The sequence below is a fragment of the Pseudacidovorax sp. 1753 genome, assembly GCF_040544975.1.
Taxonomy (GTDB): domain Bacteria; phylum Pseudomonadota; class Gammaproteobacteria; order Burkholderiales; family Burkholderiaceae_C; genus Xenophilus.
Map to the genome: position 1 here is coordinate 49,672 of NZ_JBEPKY010000006.1, position 17,326 is coordinate 66,997.

A 17,326-nucleotide genomic window follows, 5' to 3' on the forward strand; every position below is an offset into this window, starting at 1 on the left:
TCTCATGGCCCCGCCTTCACGCGCTCGTACACGGTCTGCGCCCGCAGCCGGAACAGGTCCGAGGCGAACAGCAGGCTTTCCGAATGGCCGACGAAGAGCAGCCCGTCGGGCTCCAGCAGGCGGGCGAGCTTGCGCAGCACCTGGTATTGCGTGGGCTTGTCGAAATAGATCATGACGTTGCGGCAGAAGATGGCGTCGAAGGGCGCCAGCGCGGGCCAGTCGGGCGCCAGCAGGTTCAGCGGCCGGAAGGCCAGCAGGGCCCGCAGCTCGGGCCGCACGCGCACCCGGCCCGCGTTGGTGCCGGTGCCACGCAGGAAGTGACGCTGCAGCTGTTCGGGCGGCAGGCGCTCGACCCGCTCCTGGTCGTAGACGCCGGCCTCGGCCGTCGCCAGCACGCGGGTGTCCAGGTCGGTCGCCAGGATCTCCAGCGGCGGGCTGGGGCTGGCCCACTCCTGCGCAGCGGCCATGGCGATGGAATACGGCTCCTCGCCGGTGGAGGCGGCGCAGCTCCACACGCGCAGCGCCCGCTGCCGCCGCAGGCCGCGCAGGTGGCGCATCAGCACCGGAAAGTGGTGCGGCTCGCGGAAGAAGGCCGTGAGGTTGGTGGTGAGCGCGTTGACGAACTGCTCCCACTCGGGCTGGGCGGCATCGCCTTCCAGCGCGTCCAGGTAGTCGCGAAAGCGCCCGATGCCGCAGCTGCGCAGCCGCCGTGACAGCCGGCTGTAGACCATCGCCTCCTTGCTCTCGGCCAGGGCGATGCCGGCACGGGCGTGGATCAGGCGGCGCACGCGCTCGAAGTCTGCCGGGCCGTAGTCGAACTCGCGCGCGGAGACGGTCGGCGCAGGCATGGCGGCGGCGGAATTGCTCACTGCGCCACGTGGGCCAGCAGCGCCTCCAGGTCCAGCAGCATGACCATGCGGTCCTGCAGCGTGGCCAGGCCGGTGATGCACGACAGGTCGACCGCGGCCATGTCGGGCCGGGGCTGCACCTGCTCGGCCGCGAGCGTGACCACCTCCGAGACGCCGTCCACCACCATGCCGATGACCTTGGCCCCGACGTTGACGATGATGACGGCGGTGAAGCGGTCGCAGTCGGCCTGCGGCAGGCCGAAGCGCAGCCGCAAGTCCACGATGGGCACGATGGCGCCGCGCAGGTTGATCACGCCGCGCACCGCCGGATCGGCCTGCGGGATGCGGGTGACCGGCTCGTAGCTGCGGATCTCCTGCACCTTGAGGATGTCGATGCCGTAGTGCTCGGTGTCGAGCCGGAAGGTGAGGATGCCGGTCTGCGCCATCTGGGCGGCGAGTTCGGCGGCGGGAATGGCGGATTCGGCAGCGCGCATGAGGAGCCTCAGGCAGGAAGGGGTTCGGTGGAAAGGAAGGCGCCCGCGCTCTCCAGCGGCGACGGCAGGCGGCCGGACGAGGCCGCCTGACGGCCCAGTCCCGCCGCATCGAGGATCAGCGCGACGCGGCCGTCGCCCATGATGGTGGCGCCCGAGATGCCCGCCACCTTGCGGTAGTTGGCCTCCAGGCTCTTGATGACGACCTGGTGCTGGCCCAGCAGCGCGTCCACGAAGAGTGCGACGCGCTGACCCTCGGTCTCCAGCACGATGAAGATGCCGTCCGCGCCGGGCGGCGTGCCGCTGGGCAGGCCCAGCACCTCGTGCAGCGCCACCACGGGCAGGTAGCGCCCACGGATGCGCAGCACGCGGCCCGCGCCGGCCACGCTGCGCACGGCGTCGCCCTCGGCCCGCAGCGATTCGACGATGAAGGCCAGCGGCACGATGAAGACCTCGCCGCCGCAGGCCACCGACAGGCCGTCGAGGATGGCCAGCGTGAGCGGCAGCCGTACCGCGATGCGCGTGCCGCGGCCCTTCTCGCTGTGGATGTCCACCCGCCCGCCCAGGGCCTGGATGTTGCGGCGGACCACGTCCATGCCCACGCCGCGGCCCGAGACGTCGGTGACCGCCGCCGCAGTGGAGAAGCCGGCCTCGAAGATCAGCGCCCACACCTGCGCGTCGGTGGGCTGCTCGGGCACGGCCATGCCGCGCTCGCGCGCCTTGGCCAGGATGCGCTGGCGGTCCAGCCCGCGGCCGTCGTCGGCCACCTCGATCACGATGCTGCCGCCTTCGTGGCGGGCGCTCAGCGCGATCGCGCCCGCGGCCGGCTTGCCGGCCGCCACGCGCTCGGCGGGCAGTTCCAGACCATGGTCCAGGCTGTTGCGCACCAGGTGCGTGAGCGGGTCGACGATGCGCTCGATCAGGCCCTTGTCCAGCTCGGTGCCCTCGCCTTCGAGGCGGATCTCCACCTCCTTGCCCAGGCGCTGCGCCAGGTCGCGCGCCAGGCGCGGAAAGCGGCTGAACACGGCCGAGATCGGCATCATGCGGACGGCCATGGCGGCCTCCTGCAGGCTGCGGGTGTTGCGGTCCAGCAGGTCCAGGCCGCTGCGCAGCCGCTCGATCTGCTGCGGCGTCTCGCTCTGCGCATGCTGGGCCAGCATGGACTGGATGATCACCAGCTCGCCCACCAGGTTGATGATCTGGTCGACCTTGTCGACGCTCACGCGGATGGAGCTGGATTCGTGGCCGGCATGCGCCGCGCCTGGCCCGGCCGAGGGCGCAGGCAGGCCGGCGGACGCGGACGCAGCGGGCGGCTCGGCCATGGCAGACGACGCAGGCACGGCACCGGCACCGACGCCAGCGACCGCGCCAACACCCGCGCCCGTCACCGGCCCGGCCTCGGCCAATGGCTCGGGCATGTCCTCGAAGAAGCCGAAGGCCACGCCCTCGCCGGCCAGGGGGCCGGCGGCTTCAGTCGCTTCGTTCGCTTCGGCAGCGGCAACCACGGGCGCGGGCAGCGCGGCGGAAGGCGGCATCGCCAGTGGCGCCTCGGCCGGGAGGGCCGGCCAGGCCGCCGGCGCGGGCACCGCCACCGGACCGGCGAGCGCCGACAGTTGGGCCCGCGCCGCCTCCACCTGGGACGCGGGCACCGCCGCATGGCCCTCGAAGGCGGCGATCTGCGCCCGCATCACATCGGTCGCCACCAGCAGCGCATCGACGATGTCGGCGCTGAGCGCCAGCCGCTGGTCGCGCAGCCGGTCCAGCAGCGACTCCGCCACATGTGCGAGCCCGGCGACCTCGTCGAGGCCGAAGGTGGCGGCCCCGCCCTTGATGGAATGCGCCGCCCGGAACAGCGCGTTCAGCATCTCGCCGTCCACCCGGTTGGGGCTGAGGGCGAGCAGCAGCGACTCCATCGCGTCCAGGTGCTCGCGGGCCTCCTCCACGAAGATGCCGACGAATTCGCTGAGATCCACTTTCATGGCCGCGCTCCTGCAGTGCCGCTCACGCCAGCACCTTGCCGATCACCGCGATCAGCGTCTTCGGGTCGAAGGGCTTGACCATCCAGCCCGTCAGGCCTGCCGCGCGGCCGGCGGCCTTCATCTCGACGCTGGACTCGGTGGTCAGCATCAGGATCGGCGTGCGCGCATGCTGCGCCTGCCCACGCAGACGGCGGGTGAAGGTCAGGCCGTCCACATGCGGCATGTTCTGGTCGGTGACGATGGCGTCCACGTGCACGCCGCCGGCCAGCTTGTCCAGCGCCTCGGCACCGTCGGCGGCCTCGACCACGGCGTAGCCGCCCATGCGCAGCGTCATCGCCACCATCTGGCGGATCGAGGGGGAATCGTCCACGGTCATGACGGTCTTGTTCATGGCTTGCTTCTCCCCGCGCGTCAGAAGGATTCCCAGCCCGCTTCGGCCCCGGCACCGGCCAGCACGGGCGCGGGGGCCGACAGACGCCGCGGTGCCGGCCTGGCGCGCCCGGCCGGGCCGGTGGCGGCCACGGCGGCCGTCGCGCCGCGGGGCTTGCGCGCGGGCGGCGCCGCGGCCACCGTGGCATCGGCACCCAGGCGGAAGACCGCCACGCTGCGCACCAGGTGCTCGGCCTGCTCCTTGAGCACGGCGGCGGCGGCCGACAGTTCCTCCACCACCGCGGCGTTCTGCTGCGTGGCCTGGTCCATCTGCACCACCGCCTGGCCCACCTGGGCCACGCCCAGGCTCTGCTCGCGGCTGGCGGCGCTGATCTCGCCGGCCACCTGGGCCACGCCGCGGATCGCGCCCACCACCTGCTCCATGGTGCTGCCGGCCTGGTCGGCCAGGTCCGAGCCGTGGGCCACGGTCTCCACGCTGGCGGTGATGAGCGACTTGATCTCCTTGGCCGCCTCGGCGCTGCGCTGGGCCAGCGCCCGCACCTCGCTGGCCACCACCGCGAAGCCGCGGCCCTGCTCGCCGGCGCGTGCGGCCTCCACGGCCGCGTTGAGCGCCAGGATGTTGGTCTGGAAGGCGATGCCGTCGATCACGCCGATGATCTCGGAGATGCGGCCCGCGCTGTCGGCGATGCCGCGCATGGTCTGCACCACCTGCGCCACCACGGTGCCGCCCTCGGCCGCCACCTGCGAGGCGCGCGTGGCCAGCTCGCTGGCCTTCTGCGCATGCTCGGAGTTGTGGCGCACGGTGGTGTTGAGCTGCTCCATCGAGGCGGCCGTCTCCTCCAGCGCCGAGGCCTGCTGCTCGGTGCGGGCCGACAGGTCGCTGCTGCCCGCCGCGATCTCGCGGCTGGCCGAGGCCAGGCCGTCGGCATTGCGGCGCACTTCGCTGACCACCGAGGCCAGCTTGCCGCGCATGGCCTCCAGGCTGTGCAGCAGGCGGGCCGTCTCGTCGCGGCCCTCGGCATGGACGCGCGCGGTCAGGTCCCCCGCCGCCACCGATTCGGCCACGCCCGAGGCGCCGGCGATGGGCCGGGTGATCGAGCGCGTGACCAGCACCGAGCACAGCCCGCCCAGCAGCACCGCCGCCAGGCCACCGATCACGATCATCCATTCGCCGCTGCGCAGCGTGTCGATCGTGTGCTGGCGATGGCGGTTGCCGTCGGCCCGGATGTCCTCGCTCACGCGCTCCAGGGCCGCCAGGTAGGCATCGCCGTGCGCGACGAGCGCCTGTTCCTCCTCGGCCGTCATGGCACGGCCGGCGGAATGGGCGGCGAAGAGTTCCTCGCGCAGCCGGGTGTAGGCCGCGCGGTCGGCCACCACGCGCGCGATGTGCCGGCGGCCGTCGTCGTCGGTGGCCGAGTCGGCCACGCGCCGGGCCATCTCGCCGATGCGCTGCGACGTGGCCTGGGTCTCGCGCGAGAGGGCCTGCACATAGGCGCCGTCGCGGCTGTGCAGCAGGCCCAGGGACCGCACCATGTTCAGCCGGATGTCGGCCGCCCACTGCTGGGCCAGCACCTCGCGCTCGTGGACGACGTTGGCCTGGTAGTCCAGCGCCTCGCGCAGCGTCCGCAGCCGCGAGACGCCCAGGGCCGCCACCAGGCCGGCGACGATCAGCACGAGAAGGAAGGCCGCCGCGAGCCGGCTGCCGGTCTTGAAGCTGTTCAGGCGCATGAGGACGCTTTCGGGTCAGAAGAATTCATGGGTGCCCGCGCCGGGGGCGCCAGGCGTGGGGCAGGCGGTGCCGTGCGCATCGCCCCAGGCGGCCGCGGGCGGCCAGGCCGGCAATCGCCGCGCCGCGCCGGTCGAGGCGGTGTCGGCGGCGGCATGGCGCAGGGCACCGGCCAGCTGCGACTGCCGCCGCTGGGCGGCCTGCAGCAGCTGGCCCAGCGTGTCTTCGGCCTGCAGGGCCACCATCACCTGCCGCAGGGCCGTGCGGACCGCGACGTCCGAATCGGTCTGCGCGCCGGCCACCTGCACGAAGCCGGCGCGCAGGTCGCCCATGGCCTGCGCCAGCATGGCGCCGGCCAGCGCCAGCTCCCGGGCGCCCGCCTCGAGTTGCGCCGCCAGGCTGCGGCTGTCGACGGGCAGTGGCGCGTTCATGCGGCGCCCCACAGGCCCAGCAGCCCCTCGGCGTAGCCGTCCACCTCGACCTTGAACACGGCCCGGCGCAGGCGCGCGGTGGCGGGCGGCAGCAGGGCGGCGACGGCGGGCTCGCCGAAGGCGGTCTGCAGCAGGGTCAGGCGGCCGGCGTCGTCGCGCACGATCAGCCGTGCCCCCACGTTGAGCACCTCGGCGAAGTTCTCGCGCAGCGTGTCGTCCAGGACGCCGGCGCGCACCCGGTCGTCGGCGGCGTCGGCCGGCACCAGCGACAGCGCGGCCGCCAGGTGCGCGGCCAGCGGCAGGTCGGCCGCGAGCCAGGCCAGCGGCGCGCGGTCGCCGCCGTGGTAGCTGCCGGCGGCCGCGAAACGGCAGCGGGTGGCGGCCGGCTGCATCGACGCCTCCACGGCGCGCCGCAGCAGCAGGCCGAGCGAGCGCTCCACCTGGGCCGCCGTGGGCAGGGACAGCATCATGGCGGCCGCCGTCATTCGAGCAGGTCCACCAGCGCCACGCGGAAGTCCTCGGCGCTGAAGGGCTTGCCGATGAGGAAGGCCGCCCCGGCATCGAAGGCCTGCTGCTGCATCTCGGCGCTGACCTCGGTGGTGACGAAGCCGAAGGGCGTCGTCGACGCCTCGGCGCGCAGGGCATGGAGCAGCTCGATGCCGGTCATCGCGGGCATGTTCCAGTCCGAGATGATCAGTTCGGGCGACTCGGCATGGGCGGCCGCCAGCGCCTGCTGGCCGTCGGCGGCCTCGACGATGTGGTGGCCGCGGAAGCCGGCCTCGCGCAGCATGTGGGCGATGACCTGCCGCATGGCGCGGCTGTCGTCGGCGATCAGGATCTTCATGGCGACTCCTTGGATGAGGCCTCAGGCATGGGCCAGGCGGGAGGCCGGGGGCAGGTCGTCGGCGAAGGCGCCGGCGCCCTCCTCGCCGGCGTCGTCGAAGGCGCCGGCGTGGGCGGCGGGGGCCGTCCGGCCGCCCGCACCGGCGCCGCGGAACACGCTCACCGCCTGGCCCAGGTGCTGGGCCTTCTCCTCCAACGCGGCGGAGGCGGCGGCCACCTCCTCCACCAGCGCGGCGTTCTGCTGCGTCACCTGGTCGAGCTGGATCACCGTCTGGTTGATCTGCTGGATGCCGGCGGTCTGCTCGGCGCTGGCCGCGGCGATTTCGCCGATGAAGTCGGTGACGCGCTTGACGCTGTCGACCACCTCGCCCATGGTGCTGCCGGCCTCGCCCACCAGGCGCGTGCCGGCGTCCACCTTGGCCACGGCGTCGTCGATCAGCGCCTTGATCTCGCGCGCGGCCTGGGCCGAGCGCTGCGCCAGCTGGCGCACCTCGGCCGCCACCACCGCGAAGCCGCGGCCCTGTTCGCCGGCGCGGGCGGCCTCCACCGCGGCGTTGAGCGCCAGGATGTTGGTCTGGAAGGCGATGCCGTCGATCACGTCGATGATCTCCACCACCCGCTTGGACGAGCCGTGGATCGAGGCCATGGTCTGCACCACCTGCGCCACCACGCCGCCGCCCCGGGCCGCCACCTGCGAGGCAGAGACCGCCAGCTCGTTGGCCTGGCGCGCGTTCTCGGCGTTCTGGCCCACGGTGCTGGTGAGCTCCTCCATCGACGCGGCCGCCTCCTCCAGCGCGCTGGCCTGCTCCTCGGTGCGCGAGGACAGGTTCAGGTTGCCCTGCGCGATCTCGGTCGAGGCCGTGCTCACGCCTGCCACGCCGCTGCCCACGTCGGCGATGACGGCGACGAAGTTGGCGCTCATCTGGTTGAGGGCGCTGACCAGCGCCCGCGTCTCGTCGCCGCGGCGCAACACGAAGCGGCGCGGGTCGGCGCTGGCGATGGCGCGGGCGGTGCGCACTGCGGCATCCAGCGGGCCGAGCACGGTGCGCTCCAGCATCAGGCCCAGCACCGTCCAGGCCAGGGCCGAGGCGGCGGACAGGCCGGCGAGCAGGCCGGTCGCCGATCCGGCCGCGCCGCTCCAGGCCAGCCACGCACCCACTGCGGCGCTGGCCGCCGCCAGCGTGCCCGTGGCCCAGGCCATGCGCCGGCGCAGCGGCAGGCGGCGCAGTGCGGCCATGGGATCGGCCCAGACCGGGCCGACCGGCTCGCCCTGGCGCACGCGCAGCCGGCTGCCGCCCTTGCGCAGGCGCTCGTAGAGCTGCTCGGCGGCGCGCACATCCTCGGGCGAGGGCCTGTTGCGCACCGACATGTAGCCCTCGATGCGGCCATCGGCGCAGATGGGGCTGGCGTTGGCCCGCACCCAGTAGAAGTCGCCGTTCTTGCAGCGGTTCTTGACGATGCCGGTCCACGGCAGGCCCTGCGCCAGCGTGGCCCACATGTCGGCGAAGACCTCCGGCGGCATGTCGGGGTGGCGAATGATGTTGTGCGCCCGGCCCAGCAGCTCCGATTCGGCGAAGCCGCTGATGTCCACGAAGGTGCCGTTCACGTAGGTGATGCGGCCCTTGAGGTCGGTGCGCGAGACCATGAAGCCGTTGGCCGGCAACTGGCGCTCCTGGGTGGTGATCGGCAGGTTGATCCGCATCGCTGTTCCTTGGCTGTCCGGCGCTGCCCGGGCAGATCCGGACAGGTCGTGGAAACAGATTGGAGCTAACAATACGTGACAAATCGTTTCTTCTCTGTGTCTTTTGTCGCCCGGGAAAGGCAGGCCGCCGTTTCTTGATTTGCGTCAATTCCATGTCCCAAATGAGCTCGCAGCATGGGGAGAACGCCCATGGCAGCGACCGGCATGCGCCCGCGGAGCCCCTGCGCCGCGGTCGGATGTTCAGATTCAGGACAGAACGGCTTGTTACCTTTTGCCTGACCCTGTGTCACCTGCCGGTCACGCACAGCGGCACAACCACGAGACAAGCCGGACACCTTTCTCCATGCCTTCCAACCCTTATCCGACCTTTCACGTCCTCGTCGTCGGCGCCGACGGGGCCGCGCGCGCCGCCCTGTGCGCCCGGCTCGGGCGCACAGGCCACCGCGTGCGCCCCGTGGCCGGGGTGGGCGAGGCCGTCGCCTGGCTGGGCTCGGGCATTCCCACGGACGTGCTGCTGTGGCTGCCGGGCCCGGGCGAGTGGGAGCCCGAACGGGCCTGTGCCCGCCTGCGTGCCGGGGACCCGTGGCTGCCCATCGTGTCGCTGCTGGAGGCGCCGGACGAGGCGCGCGCCATCGAGGCCTTCGCGGCCGGCATGGACGACTGCCTGCATCTCGGGCTGAGCGACGCCCTGCTGGAGGCCCGGCTGGCACGCCAGGCCCAGCGCTCGGCCCTGCTGGCCGACTGGCGGCGCCAGCTGCAGCGCCAGCGCGGCATCCAGGACAACATCGCCGACGCCGTCGTCACCGTGGACGCGCAGGCGATGGTGGTGGACGCCAACCGCGCCGCGCTGCGCCACTTCGGCGAGGCCGGCGCGCGCAGCCTGGCCGGCCAGCCACTGGAGGCCGTCATCGGCGCGGCGCCCGGCCAGCTCGCCACCGGCGAGCGCCTGTGGCTGCGCACGGCCGACGGCAACGGCTTCTGGGCCCAGGCCAGCGCCAGCCGCTGGTGCGAGGGCGGCGCCGTGCGCACGACCTGGGTGCTGCGCGACCTGACCGAGGCGCTGCGCAACGAGCGCATGCGCGACGAATTCCTGGCCAGCGTCAGCCACGAGCTGCGCACGCCGCTGACCTCCATCCTCGGCGCCGTCGGCCTGCTGGCCTCGGGTGTGGCCGGCCGGCTGCCGCCGACCGCACAGCCCCTGGTGGCCGCCGCGCAGCGCAACGGCGAGCGCCTGGGCAAGCTGATCGACGACGTGCTGGACCTGGCCAAGCTCGAAGGCGACCGCATGACCCTGCATTGCCAGTCGCAGGCGCTGGCCCCGCTGGCCGGCGAGGCCGTGAGCGCCGCGCAGGCCTATGCGGCGCGTGCCGGCGTGCAGCTGCGGCTGCGCTGCCCGGCCACCACGCCGGTCACGGGCCGCGGCGCCAGCGTGGATGCCGACCGCCTGCTGCAGGTGCTGGCCAACCTGATCTCCAACGCCATCAAGCATTCGGCGCCCGGCCAGACGGTGCTCATCGAGCTCAGCGACACCGGCGACGGCCAGCGCATCGCCGTCACCGACCAGGGCCGCGGCGTGCCGGCGGCGTTCCGCTCCCGCCTGTTCGAGAAGTTCGCCCAGGCCGAGGGCGGCGACCAGCGCGGGCCCGGCGGCACCGGCCTGGGCCTGCACCTGGCGCGGCTGCTGGTACAGCGCATGGGTGGACGCATCGGCTACGCGCCCGGCGCCGGCGAGGTCGGCTCCACCTTCGACGTCTGGTTCCCGGCCGAACCGGCCCCGCAGCCGGCCCGCGCGAGGGCGGTGCCATGAGCGTTCACCCGGCTGTTCCGAAGAGTGCCTGCACCGCAGGCGAAGCCGACGGTGTTCGGATCGACGCCCCCCTCGACGGCGACGACGCGCTGCGACGCGTGATGTGCGTGGAGGACGACGACGACATCCGCTACATCCTCGACTTCAGCCTGCGCGAGATCGGCGGCTACGAGGTCTGCGCGGTGGGCAGCGGTGCCGAGGCGCTGCAGGCCGCCCCCCGCTTCCGGCCCGACCTGGTGCTGCTGGACGTCATGATGCCGCAGCTGTCCGGCCCCCAGACCCTGCAGCAGCTGCGGCAGCTGCCCGGCATGGAAGGCGTGCCGGTGGTCTTCCTCACTGCCAAGGCGATGCCCGAACAGCTGGAGGAGCTGCTGCGCCACGGTGCCACCGGTGTGATCGTCAAGCCCTTCGACCCCGTGCGCCTGCCGCAGGACATCCGCATGTACTGGGAGCACGGCCGTGGGCCCCGGGGCTGACCGCGGCGGGCCCGCCTACGCGGCGCTGCGCCGCCGCTTCCTCGATGGCCTGCCCCAGCGCCGGGCGGCCATCCTGGAGGCCGCCGATGCCCAGGGCCGCCAGCAGGCGCTGCACCGCCTGGCCGGTGCCGCCGGCAGCTACGGCTTCGCCGCGCTGGGCGAGCTGGCGCGCCATGCCGAAGGGCAGACCGACCCGGCCGGCATCCGCCAGGCCCTCGATGCACTGGAGGCCGCCCTCGACGGCCTGATCGCCCCCGCCCGCGACGGAGACACGCCACCATGGAAATCAGCAGCCACCCCGCCGGACACGACATCGTCGTGATCGCCCTGCGCGAGGCCAACCTCGACGCCAGCAACGTGCGCGAGTTCAAGGAGACCATGCAGGCCCTGGTCGGCCCCACGGCGACGCGGGTGGTGTTCGACCTGCAGGGCGTGAAGTTCATCGACAGCTCGGGCCTGGGCGCGCTGATCTCCTGCCTGCGGCAGCTCAATGCCCGGCGTGGCGACCTGCGGCTGTGCAACCTCACGCCCACGGTGCAGGCGCTGCTGGCACTGATGCGCATGAACCGCGTGTTCCAGATCTTCCCGGACCGGCAGGATGCCGTCGCCTCCTTCGACTGAGGCGGGCCAGGACGCCGGCGCCGCGCCCGATGCCGCGCTGGAGCGGGCGCTGCGCCGGCGCGAGCAGCAGTTGCGCTGGGTGGGCCTGCTGGTGGCCGTCGCGGTGCTGCTGACGCTGGCCACCCGGCTTGGGCTGGGCTGGAAAAATCTGCGCGACGAAGCGCGGGAACATGCCCGGCTGCATGCCGCGGCGCTCGCCAGCCTGGTGGACGCCAGCCTGGACCGGGCGGAAGCGGCCACGCGGGCCCTGGCAGCGGCCATGCCGGCCGGCCCGTTGCCGGCCGCGCCCGGGGCGGCCGCGCTGCCTGCCACCGCCGGGGAAGGCCTGCGGCCACCATGGGACCACGAACTGCTGGCGGTGCTCGCGCTCGACGAGCGCGGCGCAGGCCTGACGCAGGGCGGGGCGACACTGCTGCCGCCGCCCGCCAGTCTGGGGCTACCGGCCACGGCCTCCGCCTGCGACCCGTGCGTCGGCCGGCGGTTGTCCGCGGCCGCACTGCCCCCCGCCCTCGCGCAACGTGCGCCGGGCGGGGTCGTGCCGGTGCTGCGCTCCCTGCCGGGCCAGCGAGGCTGGGCCGTGGCCCTCCTGCAGGCCGACGGCCTGGACCGGCTGACCGAGGCGCTCGCCCAGGAGCGTGGGGGTTGGGCCGTGCTGGTCGGCCGCAGCGGCGAGGTGCTGACGGCCAGCGCGCGCGCGCCCTGGCAGGCCGGCACGCAGGCCGGTGCCGTGGCCGCCGGCGACCTGGCCGCCGAGCAATGGCTGCCGCAGCGGCCCCTGAAGGTTCTGGTCGTCCAGCCCCGACAGCCGCTGCTGCAGTACCTGCTGCGCCAGATCCGCCCCGGCGTGGCCCTGACCCTGTTCACACTCGCCATCGTGCTGCTGGCGCTGCGCGCGCTGCGCCGCAGCATCGCCAGCCAGCGCACGGCGCGCGCCACCCTGGCGCGCCTGCATGCGCAGGGCGAGCAGCGCGCCCAGCGCTGGCGCCGCGCGCTGGCGGCGTCGGGCGACGCGCTGTGGGAATGGCGGCTGCCCGACGGCCGGGTCGACCTGAGCGAGCGCTGGGCCGCCATGCGCGGCGAGCCGCCGGCCGAATGCCGCTACGACAGCGCCGCCTGGCTGGCCCTGCTGCATCCCGAGGACCGGCACACACTGGCGGACCGGCTCGCCCGCCATCTGCGCCGGGAGCTCGCCAGCCTGCACTGCGAGGCCCGCGTGCGCTGCGCCGACGGCCGCTGGAAGTGGATGCTGCTGCGCGGCGTGGCCCTGCCCGTGACGCGCGGCGGCCAGGAGGCCATGCATGTGCTGGGCTTCGTCACCGACATCGCCGACCAGCGCGCCAACGAGGCGGCCCTGAGCACCGCCCAGGCCCGGCACCAGGCCGTGCTCGACAGCGCACTCGACGCCGTCGTCACCGCCGACGCCCGCGGCAAGGTGGTCGACTTCAACCCCGCGGCCGAACGCATGTTCGGCCTGCCGCGCGAGCAGGCGCTGCACCGCCCCATCCACCGCCTGCTGGCACCCGGCGAGGCCCGGCGCGCCATGCGCCAGCGGGCGATGCACGCCCTGCGCGGCGCCGGCGTGGGCATGCATGGGGGCGGCCGCATCGACGTGATGGCGCTGCGGGCCAACGGCGAGCACTTCCCGGTGGAGGCCACGGTGGTGGCGGTGCGCGCCGGCGCGCAGACGCTGTTCACCGCCACCATGCGCGACATCTCGGAGCAGCGCCGCGTGGAGCGCGCCCTGCGCGACAGCGAGGTGCGCGCCCGCGCCACCTTCGAGCAGGCGGCCGTGGGCATCTTCCTGCTGGACGAGCGGCAGCAGCAGCTGGTGCGCGTCAACCAGACGCTGTGCCGCCTGCTCGGCCGCGACGCCGCCGCGCTGCTGGGCCTGCCGCTGCAGCACCTGCTGCATCCGCTGGACGCACCCGCCGTGATGGAAGGCACCGAACGGCTGTTCGACGGCGCCGGTTCCAGCCTGCGGCTGGAGGCGCGGCTGGTGCGCGCCACGGGTCGGCCGCTGTGGGTGCGGCTCACGGCTTCGCTGGCGCACGACGACCGCGGCCGCGTGCTCTACCTGATCGGCATCGTCGAGGACATCGAGGAACAGCGCCAGCACCGCGAGGACCTGCGCGCCGCGCGCCAGCTGGAGGTGATGATCAGCGCCCGCATCCAGGCCTCGCTGCTGGTGGCCGCGCCCGCCGTGGACCTGCCGGGCCTGTGGCTGAGCAGCTTCAACCATGCCTCGCAGGACATCGACGGCGACTTCTTCGAGGTGATGCGCCCGGGCCCGCGCTGCGTGGACCTGATCGCCGGCGACGTGATGGGCAAGGGCGTCAATGCCGCGCTGCTGGGCGCGGCCGTGAAGATGCAGTTCAGCCGCTCGCTCGTGGAACTGATGATGCAGCCCGCCGCCCGCGACGCCACGCCCGAGCCGGCCGACATCCTCAACGCCGTGCACGCGGCCATGACACCGCACCTGCAGGCGCTGGAGACCTTCGTCACCCTGGCCTACGTGCGCATCGACCTGGCGCGCGGCCTGCTCACCTGGTGCGGCTGCGGCCATGAGGAGGTGATGCACATCGGCCCGGGCGGCGCCGTGGCGCTGCTGCGCAACCAGCATCCGCCACTGGGCGTGCTGGCCGACACCCGCTTCACGCAGGAAAGCCGGCCCGTGGGCCCGGGCGACGCCCTGCTGCTGCATTCCGACGGTCTGTGCGACGCCCGCCTGGCTGACGGCGAGCGCGTGGGCGTGCAGCAGGTGCATGCCGCCTTCCGCCGGCTGGCCCAGCACCATGCCACGCCGGCCGCCATGCTGCACCGCATGCGCCAGCAGTTGCTGGCCGGCACCATGCTGACCGACGACGTGACGCTGGCCACGGTGCGGGTGTTCGACCCGCAGCAGCCTGTGCAGCGCCTCGAACTGCCCGCCGAGCCGGGGGCCATCGGCGCCCTGCGGGCCCTGGTGGACCGCGGCCTGGCCGAGGCCGGCCAGACCTCGCCGGCCAGTGGCCTGTTCACCGTGGCGGTGGTGGAGGCCTTCACCAACATCGTGCGCCACACGCGCGGGCGGCTGCCGCAGGCGCCGGTGGAGGCGCTGCTGCGGCGGCCGCCCGACGCGCTGGAGGTGTCGCTGATCCACATCGGCGAGCCCTACGTGCCGCCCGAGGACGAGCTGCCGACCAACTTCGACGAGTACCCCGAAGGCGGCTTCGGCCTGACCATCATCCGCAAGGCCTGCGACCAGGTCGACTACCTGCACCACGACGGCGTGAGCACCGTGCGGCTCACCCGCTGGCTGGACGAGGCCGCTCCTGGCGGGAGTTTGCAGTCCCGTCACGATCTGGCCGCCCCCTCGGCCGTCCAATCCCAGGACCGCCCCCAACCCCACTCCCAGCCCGCATGAACATCGCCCTCCTGGAAGACGACCCCGATCAGCGGGACCTGGCCACCCTGTGGCTCAGCCACGGCGGCCATCAGGTGACCAGCTTCGGCAGCACCGGCGAGCTGATCCGCGAGCTGGGCTCGCGCCGCTACGACCTGCTGGTGCTGGACTGGACGCTGCCCGACGGCACCGGCGGCGACGTGCTGACCTGGCTGCGCAACCGCCCGGGCGTGCAGCCGCCGGCCATCGTGCTGACCTCGCGCGACGAGGAGGCGCACGTGGTCGAAGGCCTGAACAGCGGCGCCGACGACTACCTCGTCAAGCCCGCGCGCCCGGCGGAACTGCTGGCCCGCATCAGCGCCCTGAGCCGCCGCGCACGCACGCGCGGCCCCCAGGTGCTGGAGCTGAACGGCTACCGCGTTGACCTGGTGCAGCACCGCATCGCCGTCGACGGCACGGCGGTCGACCTGACGCAGAAGGAATTCGACCTGGCCGTCTACCTCTTCCAGAACCCGGGCGTGCTGCTGTCGCGCGAACACCTGCTCAACCGCGTCTGGGGCAGGACGGCGGACGTGACCACCCGCACGGTGGACACCCACATCAGCCGCCTGCGCCGCAAGCTGCGGCTGGACGGCCAGGGCCCGCTGCGCCTCACGCCGGTGTACGGCCAGGGCTACCGGCTGGACGCGGTCGAGCCGGCCGGCGCCGAGGTGGACACCGGCGCGGACCCGCAAGCTGGAACGGCCCTGCACACGCCCGCATGCGTCGCCGAACCGGCGGCCGGGCAGCCGGCCGCCTGTACAGACGCCGGCCCGGCCCCCGGCGCCGACGAAGCCGCCGGGTGGGACACCACCGCCGCCGCGGGCATCGACTGCTGCCCGGGCGTGCTCGCCCAGGGTGGCCCCGCCGAGCCCCGCGAAGTGCTGGACCACCTGGCGCGCGCCGCGCGCTTCCGCGATGGCGAGACGGCCTCGCACATGGTGCGGGTGGGCTTCCTGGCCTGGGCCCTGGCCCTGGCGGCCGGCTGCAGCCCCGAAGCCGCACTGCTGCTGCGGCAGGCCGCGCCCATGCACGACGTCGGCAAGATCGGCGTGGCCGATGCGCTGCTCAAGCACCCGGGGCGCTTCTCGTCGGACCAGCACCGGCAGATGGAGGCCCACACCGTCATGGGCGCCGAGATCCTCGGCGGCTCCGACCTGCCGCTGCTGCGCCTGGCCGCCGAGATCGCCCTGACCCACCACGAGCGCTGGGACGGCGGCGGCTACCCGCGCGGCCTGCGGGGCGACGCCATTCCGCTGCCGGGGCGCATCACGGCCCTGGTCGACTTCTTCGATGCGATGGTGAGCGAGCGCCGCTACCGCGCGCGCATGAAGCCCGACGAGGTGCTGCGCCTGCTGCATGCGCAGAGCGGCGCGGCCTTCGACCCCAAGCTGGTGTCGATCTTCATCCGCCACGGCGAGCGCATGGCACGGGTGTGCGAGCAGGTGATGGAGCGCGGCCTGGGCTTCGGCGCGCTGAGCGACCCGCATTCGCTGGACTTCGCGGCGCTGCCAGTCGGCGCTTGAGGCGCCGGGCGGCCGCGCTCCCGAGCGACCGGCCCGCCCCGGCCGATCGCGTTGCACGGGCGCAGCGCGCGCCATGGCGGATGGCAGGCGCAATCCGTGTGGGCCAACAGCGCAAAAGAGGTATCGGCTGACAACGACGGCTGTCACCTTTTCCTACACTTTTGGACGCTCCCGCATCCCCATCCCTACAAGGGAGCATTCAACGAGGGCCTCCCCATGAACCCGGAAACCGCGGCCCTTGTCCGTGCTCTGAACGACGATGCCACCGCCGTGGTCGAGGAATGGATGCGCGAGCTCCAGGCCACCACGCAGGGCGGCCTGCATGCCAGCGCCAAGGCCGAGGCCACGGCCGTCGCCGATGGCCTGCGCAGCGCCCTCGAAGCCGGGGGCGATGCGCAGTCGCTCCAGGGCCCGGCCTGGCAGGCGCTGCGGCGCACGCTGGAGCAACTGTCGGCCAGCCGCGCCGCCAAGGGCGATTCGGCCGGCGCCACCAGCGTCTTCGTTCTGGGGCTCAAGAAGCCCCTCTTCGGCCGCCTGCAGCAGGCCTTCGCGCAGGACCCGGCCGCCATGGGCAGCGCCCTGTGGACGCTCTCCGCCCTGGTCGACCGCCTGGCGCAGCACACGGCCGACACCTTCCAGCAGTCGCGCGAGGACGTCATCCGCCGCCAGCAGGAGGACCTGCTCGAACTCTCCACCCCGGTGGTCAAGCTCTGGGACGGGGTGCTGGCCGTGCCGATGATCGGCACGCTGGACAGCAACCGCACCCAGGTCGTCATGGAGACGCTGCTGCAGACGGTGGTGGACACCGGCTCGGCGCTGGCCATCATCGACATCACCGGCGTGCCGACGGTGGACACGCTGGTGGCCCGCCACCTGCTCAAGACCGTCACGGCCATCCGCCTGATGGGCGCCGACTGCATCATCAGCGGCATCCGCCCGCAGATCGCGCAGACCATCGTGCACCTGGGCATCGACCTGCAGGGCATCGTCACCAAGGCCACGCTGGCCGACGCACTGGCGCAGGCCCTCAAGACCAACGGCTGGCGCATCAGCCGCGAGGCCTGA

General features: G+C 73.5%; 16 protein-coding genes. 7 read left to right on the forward strand and 9 right to left on the reverse strand.

Features of this window, described 5'->3' with window-relative positions; translation table 11 throughout:
• Nucleotides 1–2: 2 nt before the first annotated feature.
• From ABIC63_RS08735 to ABIC63_RS08775, 9 genes are read right to left on the reverse strand one after another with little or no spacing between them, the layout of a single operon-like run.
• A complete protein-coding gene (locus ABIC63_RS08735) occupies nucleotides 3–848 on the reverse strand; it encodes a CheR family methyltransferase (protein ID WP_354319462.1) in 846 nt (281 codons plus the stop codon).
• A 17-nt stretch (nucleotides 849–865) separates the two neighbouring features.
• Nucleotides 866–1,342, reverse strand: a complete 477-nt coding sequence (locus ABIC63_RS08740; protein WP_354319463.1) for a chemotaxis protein CheW — start codon at nucleotides 1,340–1,342, stop codon at nucleotides 866–868.
• 8 nt (nucleotides 1,343–1,350) lie between these two features.
• The gene (locus tag ABIC63_RS08745; RefSeq protein WP_354319464.1) at nucleotides 1,351–3,318 is read right to left on the reverse strand and encodes a chemotaxis protein CheA; all 1,968 of its coding nucleotides are present in this window, start codon (nucleotides 3,316–3,318) and stop codon (nucleotides 1,351–1,353) included.
• Nucleotides 3,319–3,340: 22 nt separating this feature from the next.
• Nucleotides 3,341–3,709 (reverse strand): response regulator, encoded by a 369-nt coding sequence (locus tag ABIC63_RS08750; RefSeq protein WP_294375607.1) that lies wholly within the window; start codon nucleotides 3,707–3,709, stop codon nucleotides 3,341–3,343.
• A 20-nt stretch (nucleotides 3,710–3,729) separates the two neighbouring features.
• Nucleotides 3,730–5,436, reverse strand: coding sequence for a methyl-accepting chemotaxis protein (locus ABIC63_RS08755; protein WP_354319465.1), 1,707 nt, complete (start codon nucleotides 5,434–5,436; stop codon nucleotides 3,730–3,732).
• Between the two features lie 15 nt (nucleotides 5,437–5,451).
• Complete coding sequence (locus ABIC63_RS08760; RefSeq protein WP_354319466.1) at nucleotides 5,452–5,865, reverse strand: hypothetical protein; 414 nt, start codon at nucleotides 5,863–5,865, stop codon at nucleotides 5,452–5,454.
• Nucleotides 5,862–6,350: a hypothetical protein gene (locus ABIC63_RS08765; protein ID WP_354319467.1), complete on the reverse strand. Its 489-nt coding sequence runs from the start codon at nucleotides 6,348–6,350 to the stop codon at nucleotides 5,862–5,864. The genes ABIC63_RS08760 and ABIC63_RS08765 overlap by 4 nt, the downstream gene beginning before the upstream one ends.
• A complete protein-coding gene (locus ABIC63_RS08770) occupies nucleotides 6,347–6,709 on the reverse strand; it encodes a response regulator (RefSeq protein ID WP_294375594.1) in 363 nt (120 codons plus the stop codon). The genes ABIC63_RS08765 and ABIC63_RS08770 overlap by 4 nt, the downstream gene beginning before the upstream one ends.
• 21 nt (nucleotides 6,710–6,730) lie before the next feature.
• Complete coding sequence (locus ABIC63_RS08775) at nucleotides 6,731–8,410, reverse strand: methyl-accepting chemotaxis protein (protein ID WP_294375591.1); 1,680 nt, start codon at nucleotides 8,408–8,410, stop codon at nucleotides 6,731–6,733.
• 343 nt (nucleotides 8,411–8,753) lie between these two features.
• Between ABIC63_RS08775 and ABIC63_RS08780 the strand changes: the two genes are divergently transcribed.
• From ABIC63_RS08780 to ABIC63_RS08810, 7 genes are all read left to right on the forward strand, one after another.
• Nucleotides 8,754–10,217, forward strand: a complete 1,464-nt coding sequence (locus tag ABIC63_RS08780) for a sensor histidine kinase (RefSeq protein WP_354319468.1) — start codon at nucleotides 8,754–8,756, stop codon at nucleotides 10,215–10,217.
• Nucleotides 10,214–10,693: a response regulator gene (locus tag ABIC63_RS08785; RefSeq protein ID WP_294375586.1), complete on the forward strand. Its 480-nt coding sequence runs from the start codon at nucleotides 10,214–10,216 to the stop codon at nucleotides 10,691–10,693. The genes ABIC63_RS08780 and ABIC63_RS08785 overlap by 4 nt, the downstream gene beginning before the upstream one ends.
• Nucleotides 10,677–11,015, forward strand: a complete 339-nt coding sequence (locus tag ABIC63_RS08790) for an Hpt domain-containing protein (RefSeq protein WP_114802715.1) — start codon at nucleotides 10,677–10,679, stop codon at nucleotides 11,013–11,015. Before ABIC63_RS08785 ends, ABIC63_RS08790 begins: the two co-directional genes overlap by 17 nt.
• Nucleotides 10,973–11,314, forward strand: coding sequence for an STAS domain-containing protein (locus ABIC63_RS08795; RefSeq protein ID WP_294375579.1), 342 nt, complete (start codon nucleotides 10,973–10,975; stop codon nucleotides 11,312–11,314). Before ABIC63_RS08790 ends, ABIC63_RS08795 begins: the two co-directional genes overlap by 43 nt.
• Nucleotides 11,292–14,717: a PAS domain S-box protein gene (locus tag ABIC63_RS08800; protein WP_354319469.1), complete on the forward strand. Its 3,426-nt coding sequence runs from the start codon at nucleotides 11,292–11,294 to the stop codon at nucleotides 14,715–14,717. The genes ABIC63_RS08795 and ABIC63_RS08800 overlap by 23 nt, the downstream gene beginning before the upstream one ends.
• Complete coding sequence (locus ABIC63_RS08805; protein WP_114802718.1) at nucleotides 14,714–16,261, forward strand: HD domain-containing phosphohydrolase; 1,548 nt, start codon at nucleotides 14,714–14,716, stop codon at nucleotides 16,259–16,261. The genes ABIC63_RS08800 and ABIC63_RS08805 overlap by 4 nt, the downstream gene beginning before the upstream one ends.
• Nucleotides 16,262–16,477: 216 nt before the next feature.
• Nucleotides 16,478–17,326 (forward strand): STAS domain-containing protein, encoded by an 849-nt coding sequence (locus tag ABIC63_RS08810; RefSeq protein WP_114802719.1) that lies wholly within the window; start codon nucleotides 16,478–16,480, stop codon nucleotides 17,324–17,326.

What these genes read in the sequence shown, in the direction of transcription:
- ABIC63_RS08735 (WP_354319462.1), bottom strand. Translation starts at nt 848, where the DNA reads ATGCCTGCGCCGACCGTCTCCGCGCGCGAGTTCGACTACGGCCCGGCA.
- ABIC63_RS08740 (WP_354319463.1), bottom strand. Translation starts at nt 1,342, where the DNA reads ATGCGCGCTGCCGAATCCGCCATTCCCGCCGCCGAACTCGCCGCCCAG.
- ABIC63_RS08745 (WP_354319464.1), bottom strand. Translation starts at nt 3,318, where the DNA reads ATGAAAGTGGATCTCAGCGAATTCGTCGGCATCTTCGTGGAGGAGGCC.
- ABIC63_RS08750 (WP_294375607.1), bottom strand. Translation starts at nt 3,709, where the DNA reads ATGAACAAGACCGTCATGACCGTGGACGATTCCCCCTCGATCCGCCAG.
- ABIC63_RS08755 (WP_354319465.1), bottom strand. Translation starts at nt 5,436, where the DNA reads ATGCGCCTGAACAGCTTCAAGACCGGCAGCCGGCTCGCGGCGGCCTTC.
- ABIC63_RS08760 (WP_354319466.1), bottom strand. Translation starts at nt 5,865, where the DNA reads ATGAACGCGCCACTGCCCGTCGACAGCCGCAGCCTGGCGGCGCAACTC.
- ABIC63_RS08765 (WP_354319467.1), bottom strand. Translation starts at nt 6,350, where the DNA reads ATGACGGCGGCCGCCATGATGCTGTCCCTGCCCACGGCGGCCCAGGTG.
- ABIC63_RS08770 (WP_294375594.1), bottom strand. Translation starts at nt 6,709, where the DNA reads ATGAAGATCCTGATCGCCGACGACAGCCGCGCCATGCGGCAGGTCATC.
- ABIC63_RS08775 (WP_294375591.1), bottom strand. Translation starts at nt 8,410, where the DNA reads ATGCGGATCAACCTGCCGATCACCACCCAGGAGCGCCAGTTGCCGGCC.
- ABIC63_RS08780 (WP_354319468.1), top strand. Translation starts at nt 8,754, where the DNA reads ATGCCTTCCAACCCTTATCCGACCTTTCACGTCCTCGTCGTCGGCGCC.
- ABIC63_RS08785 (WP_294375586.1), top strand. Translation starts at nt 10,214, where the DNA reads ATGAGCGTTCACCCGGCTGTTCCGAAGAGTGCCTGCACCGCAGGCGAA.
- ABIC63_RS08795 (WP_294375579.1), top strand. Translation starts at nt 10,973, where the DNA reads ATGGAAATCAGCAGCCACCCCGCCGGACACGACATCGTCGTGATCGCC.
- ABIC63_RS08800 (WP_354319469.1), top strand. Translation starts at nt 11,292, where the DNA reads ATGCCGTCGCCTCCTTCGACTGAGGCGGGCCAGGACGCCGGCGCCGCG.
- ABIC63_RS08805 (WP_114802718.1), top strand. Translation starts at nt 14,714, where the DNA reads ATGAACATCGCCCTCCTGGAAGACGACCCCGATCAGCGGGACCTGGCC.
- ABIC63_RS08810 (WP_114802719.1), top strand. Translation starts at nt 16,478, where the DNA reads ATGAACCCGGAAACCGCGGCCCTTGTCCGTGCTCTGAACGACGATGCC.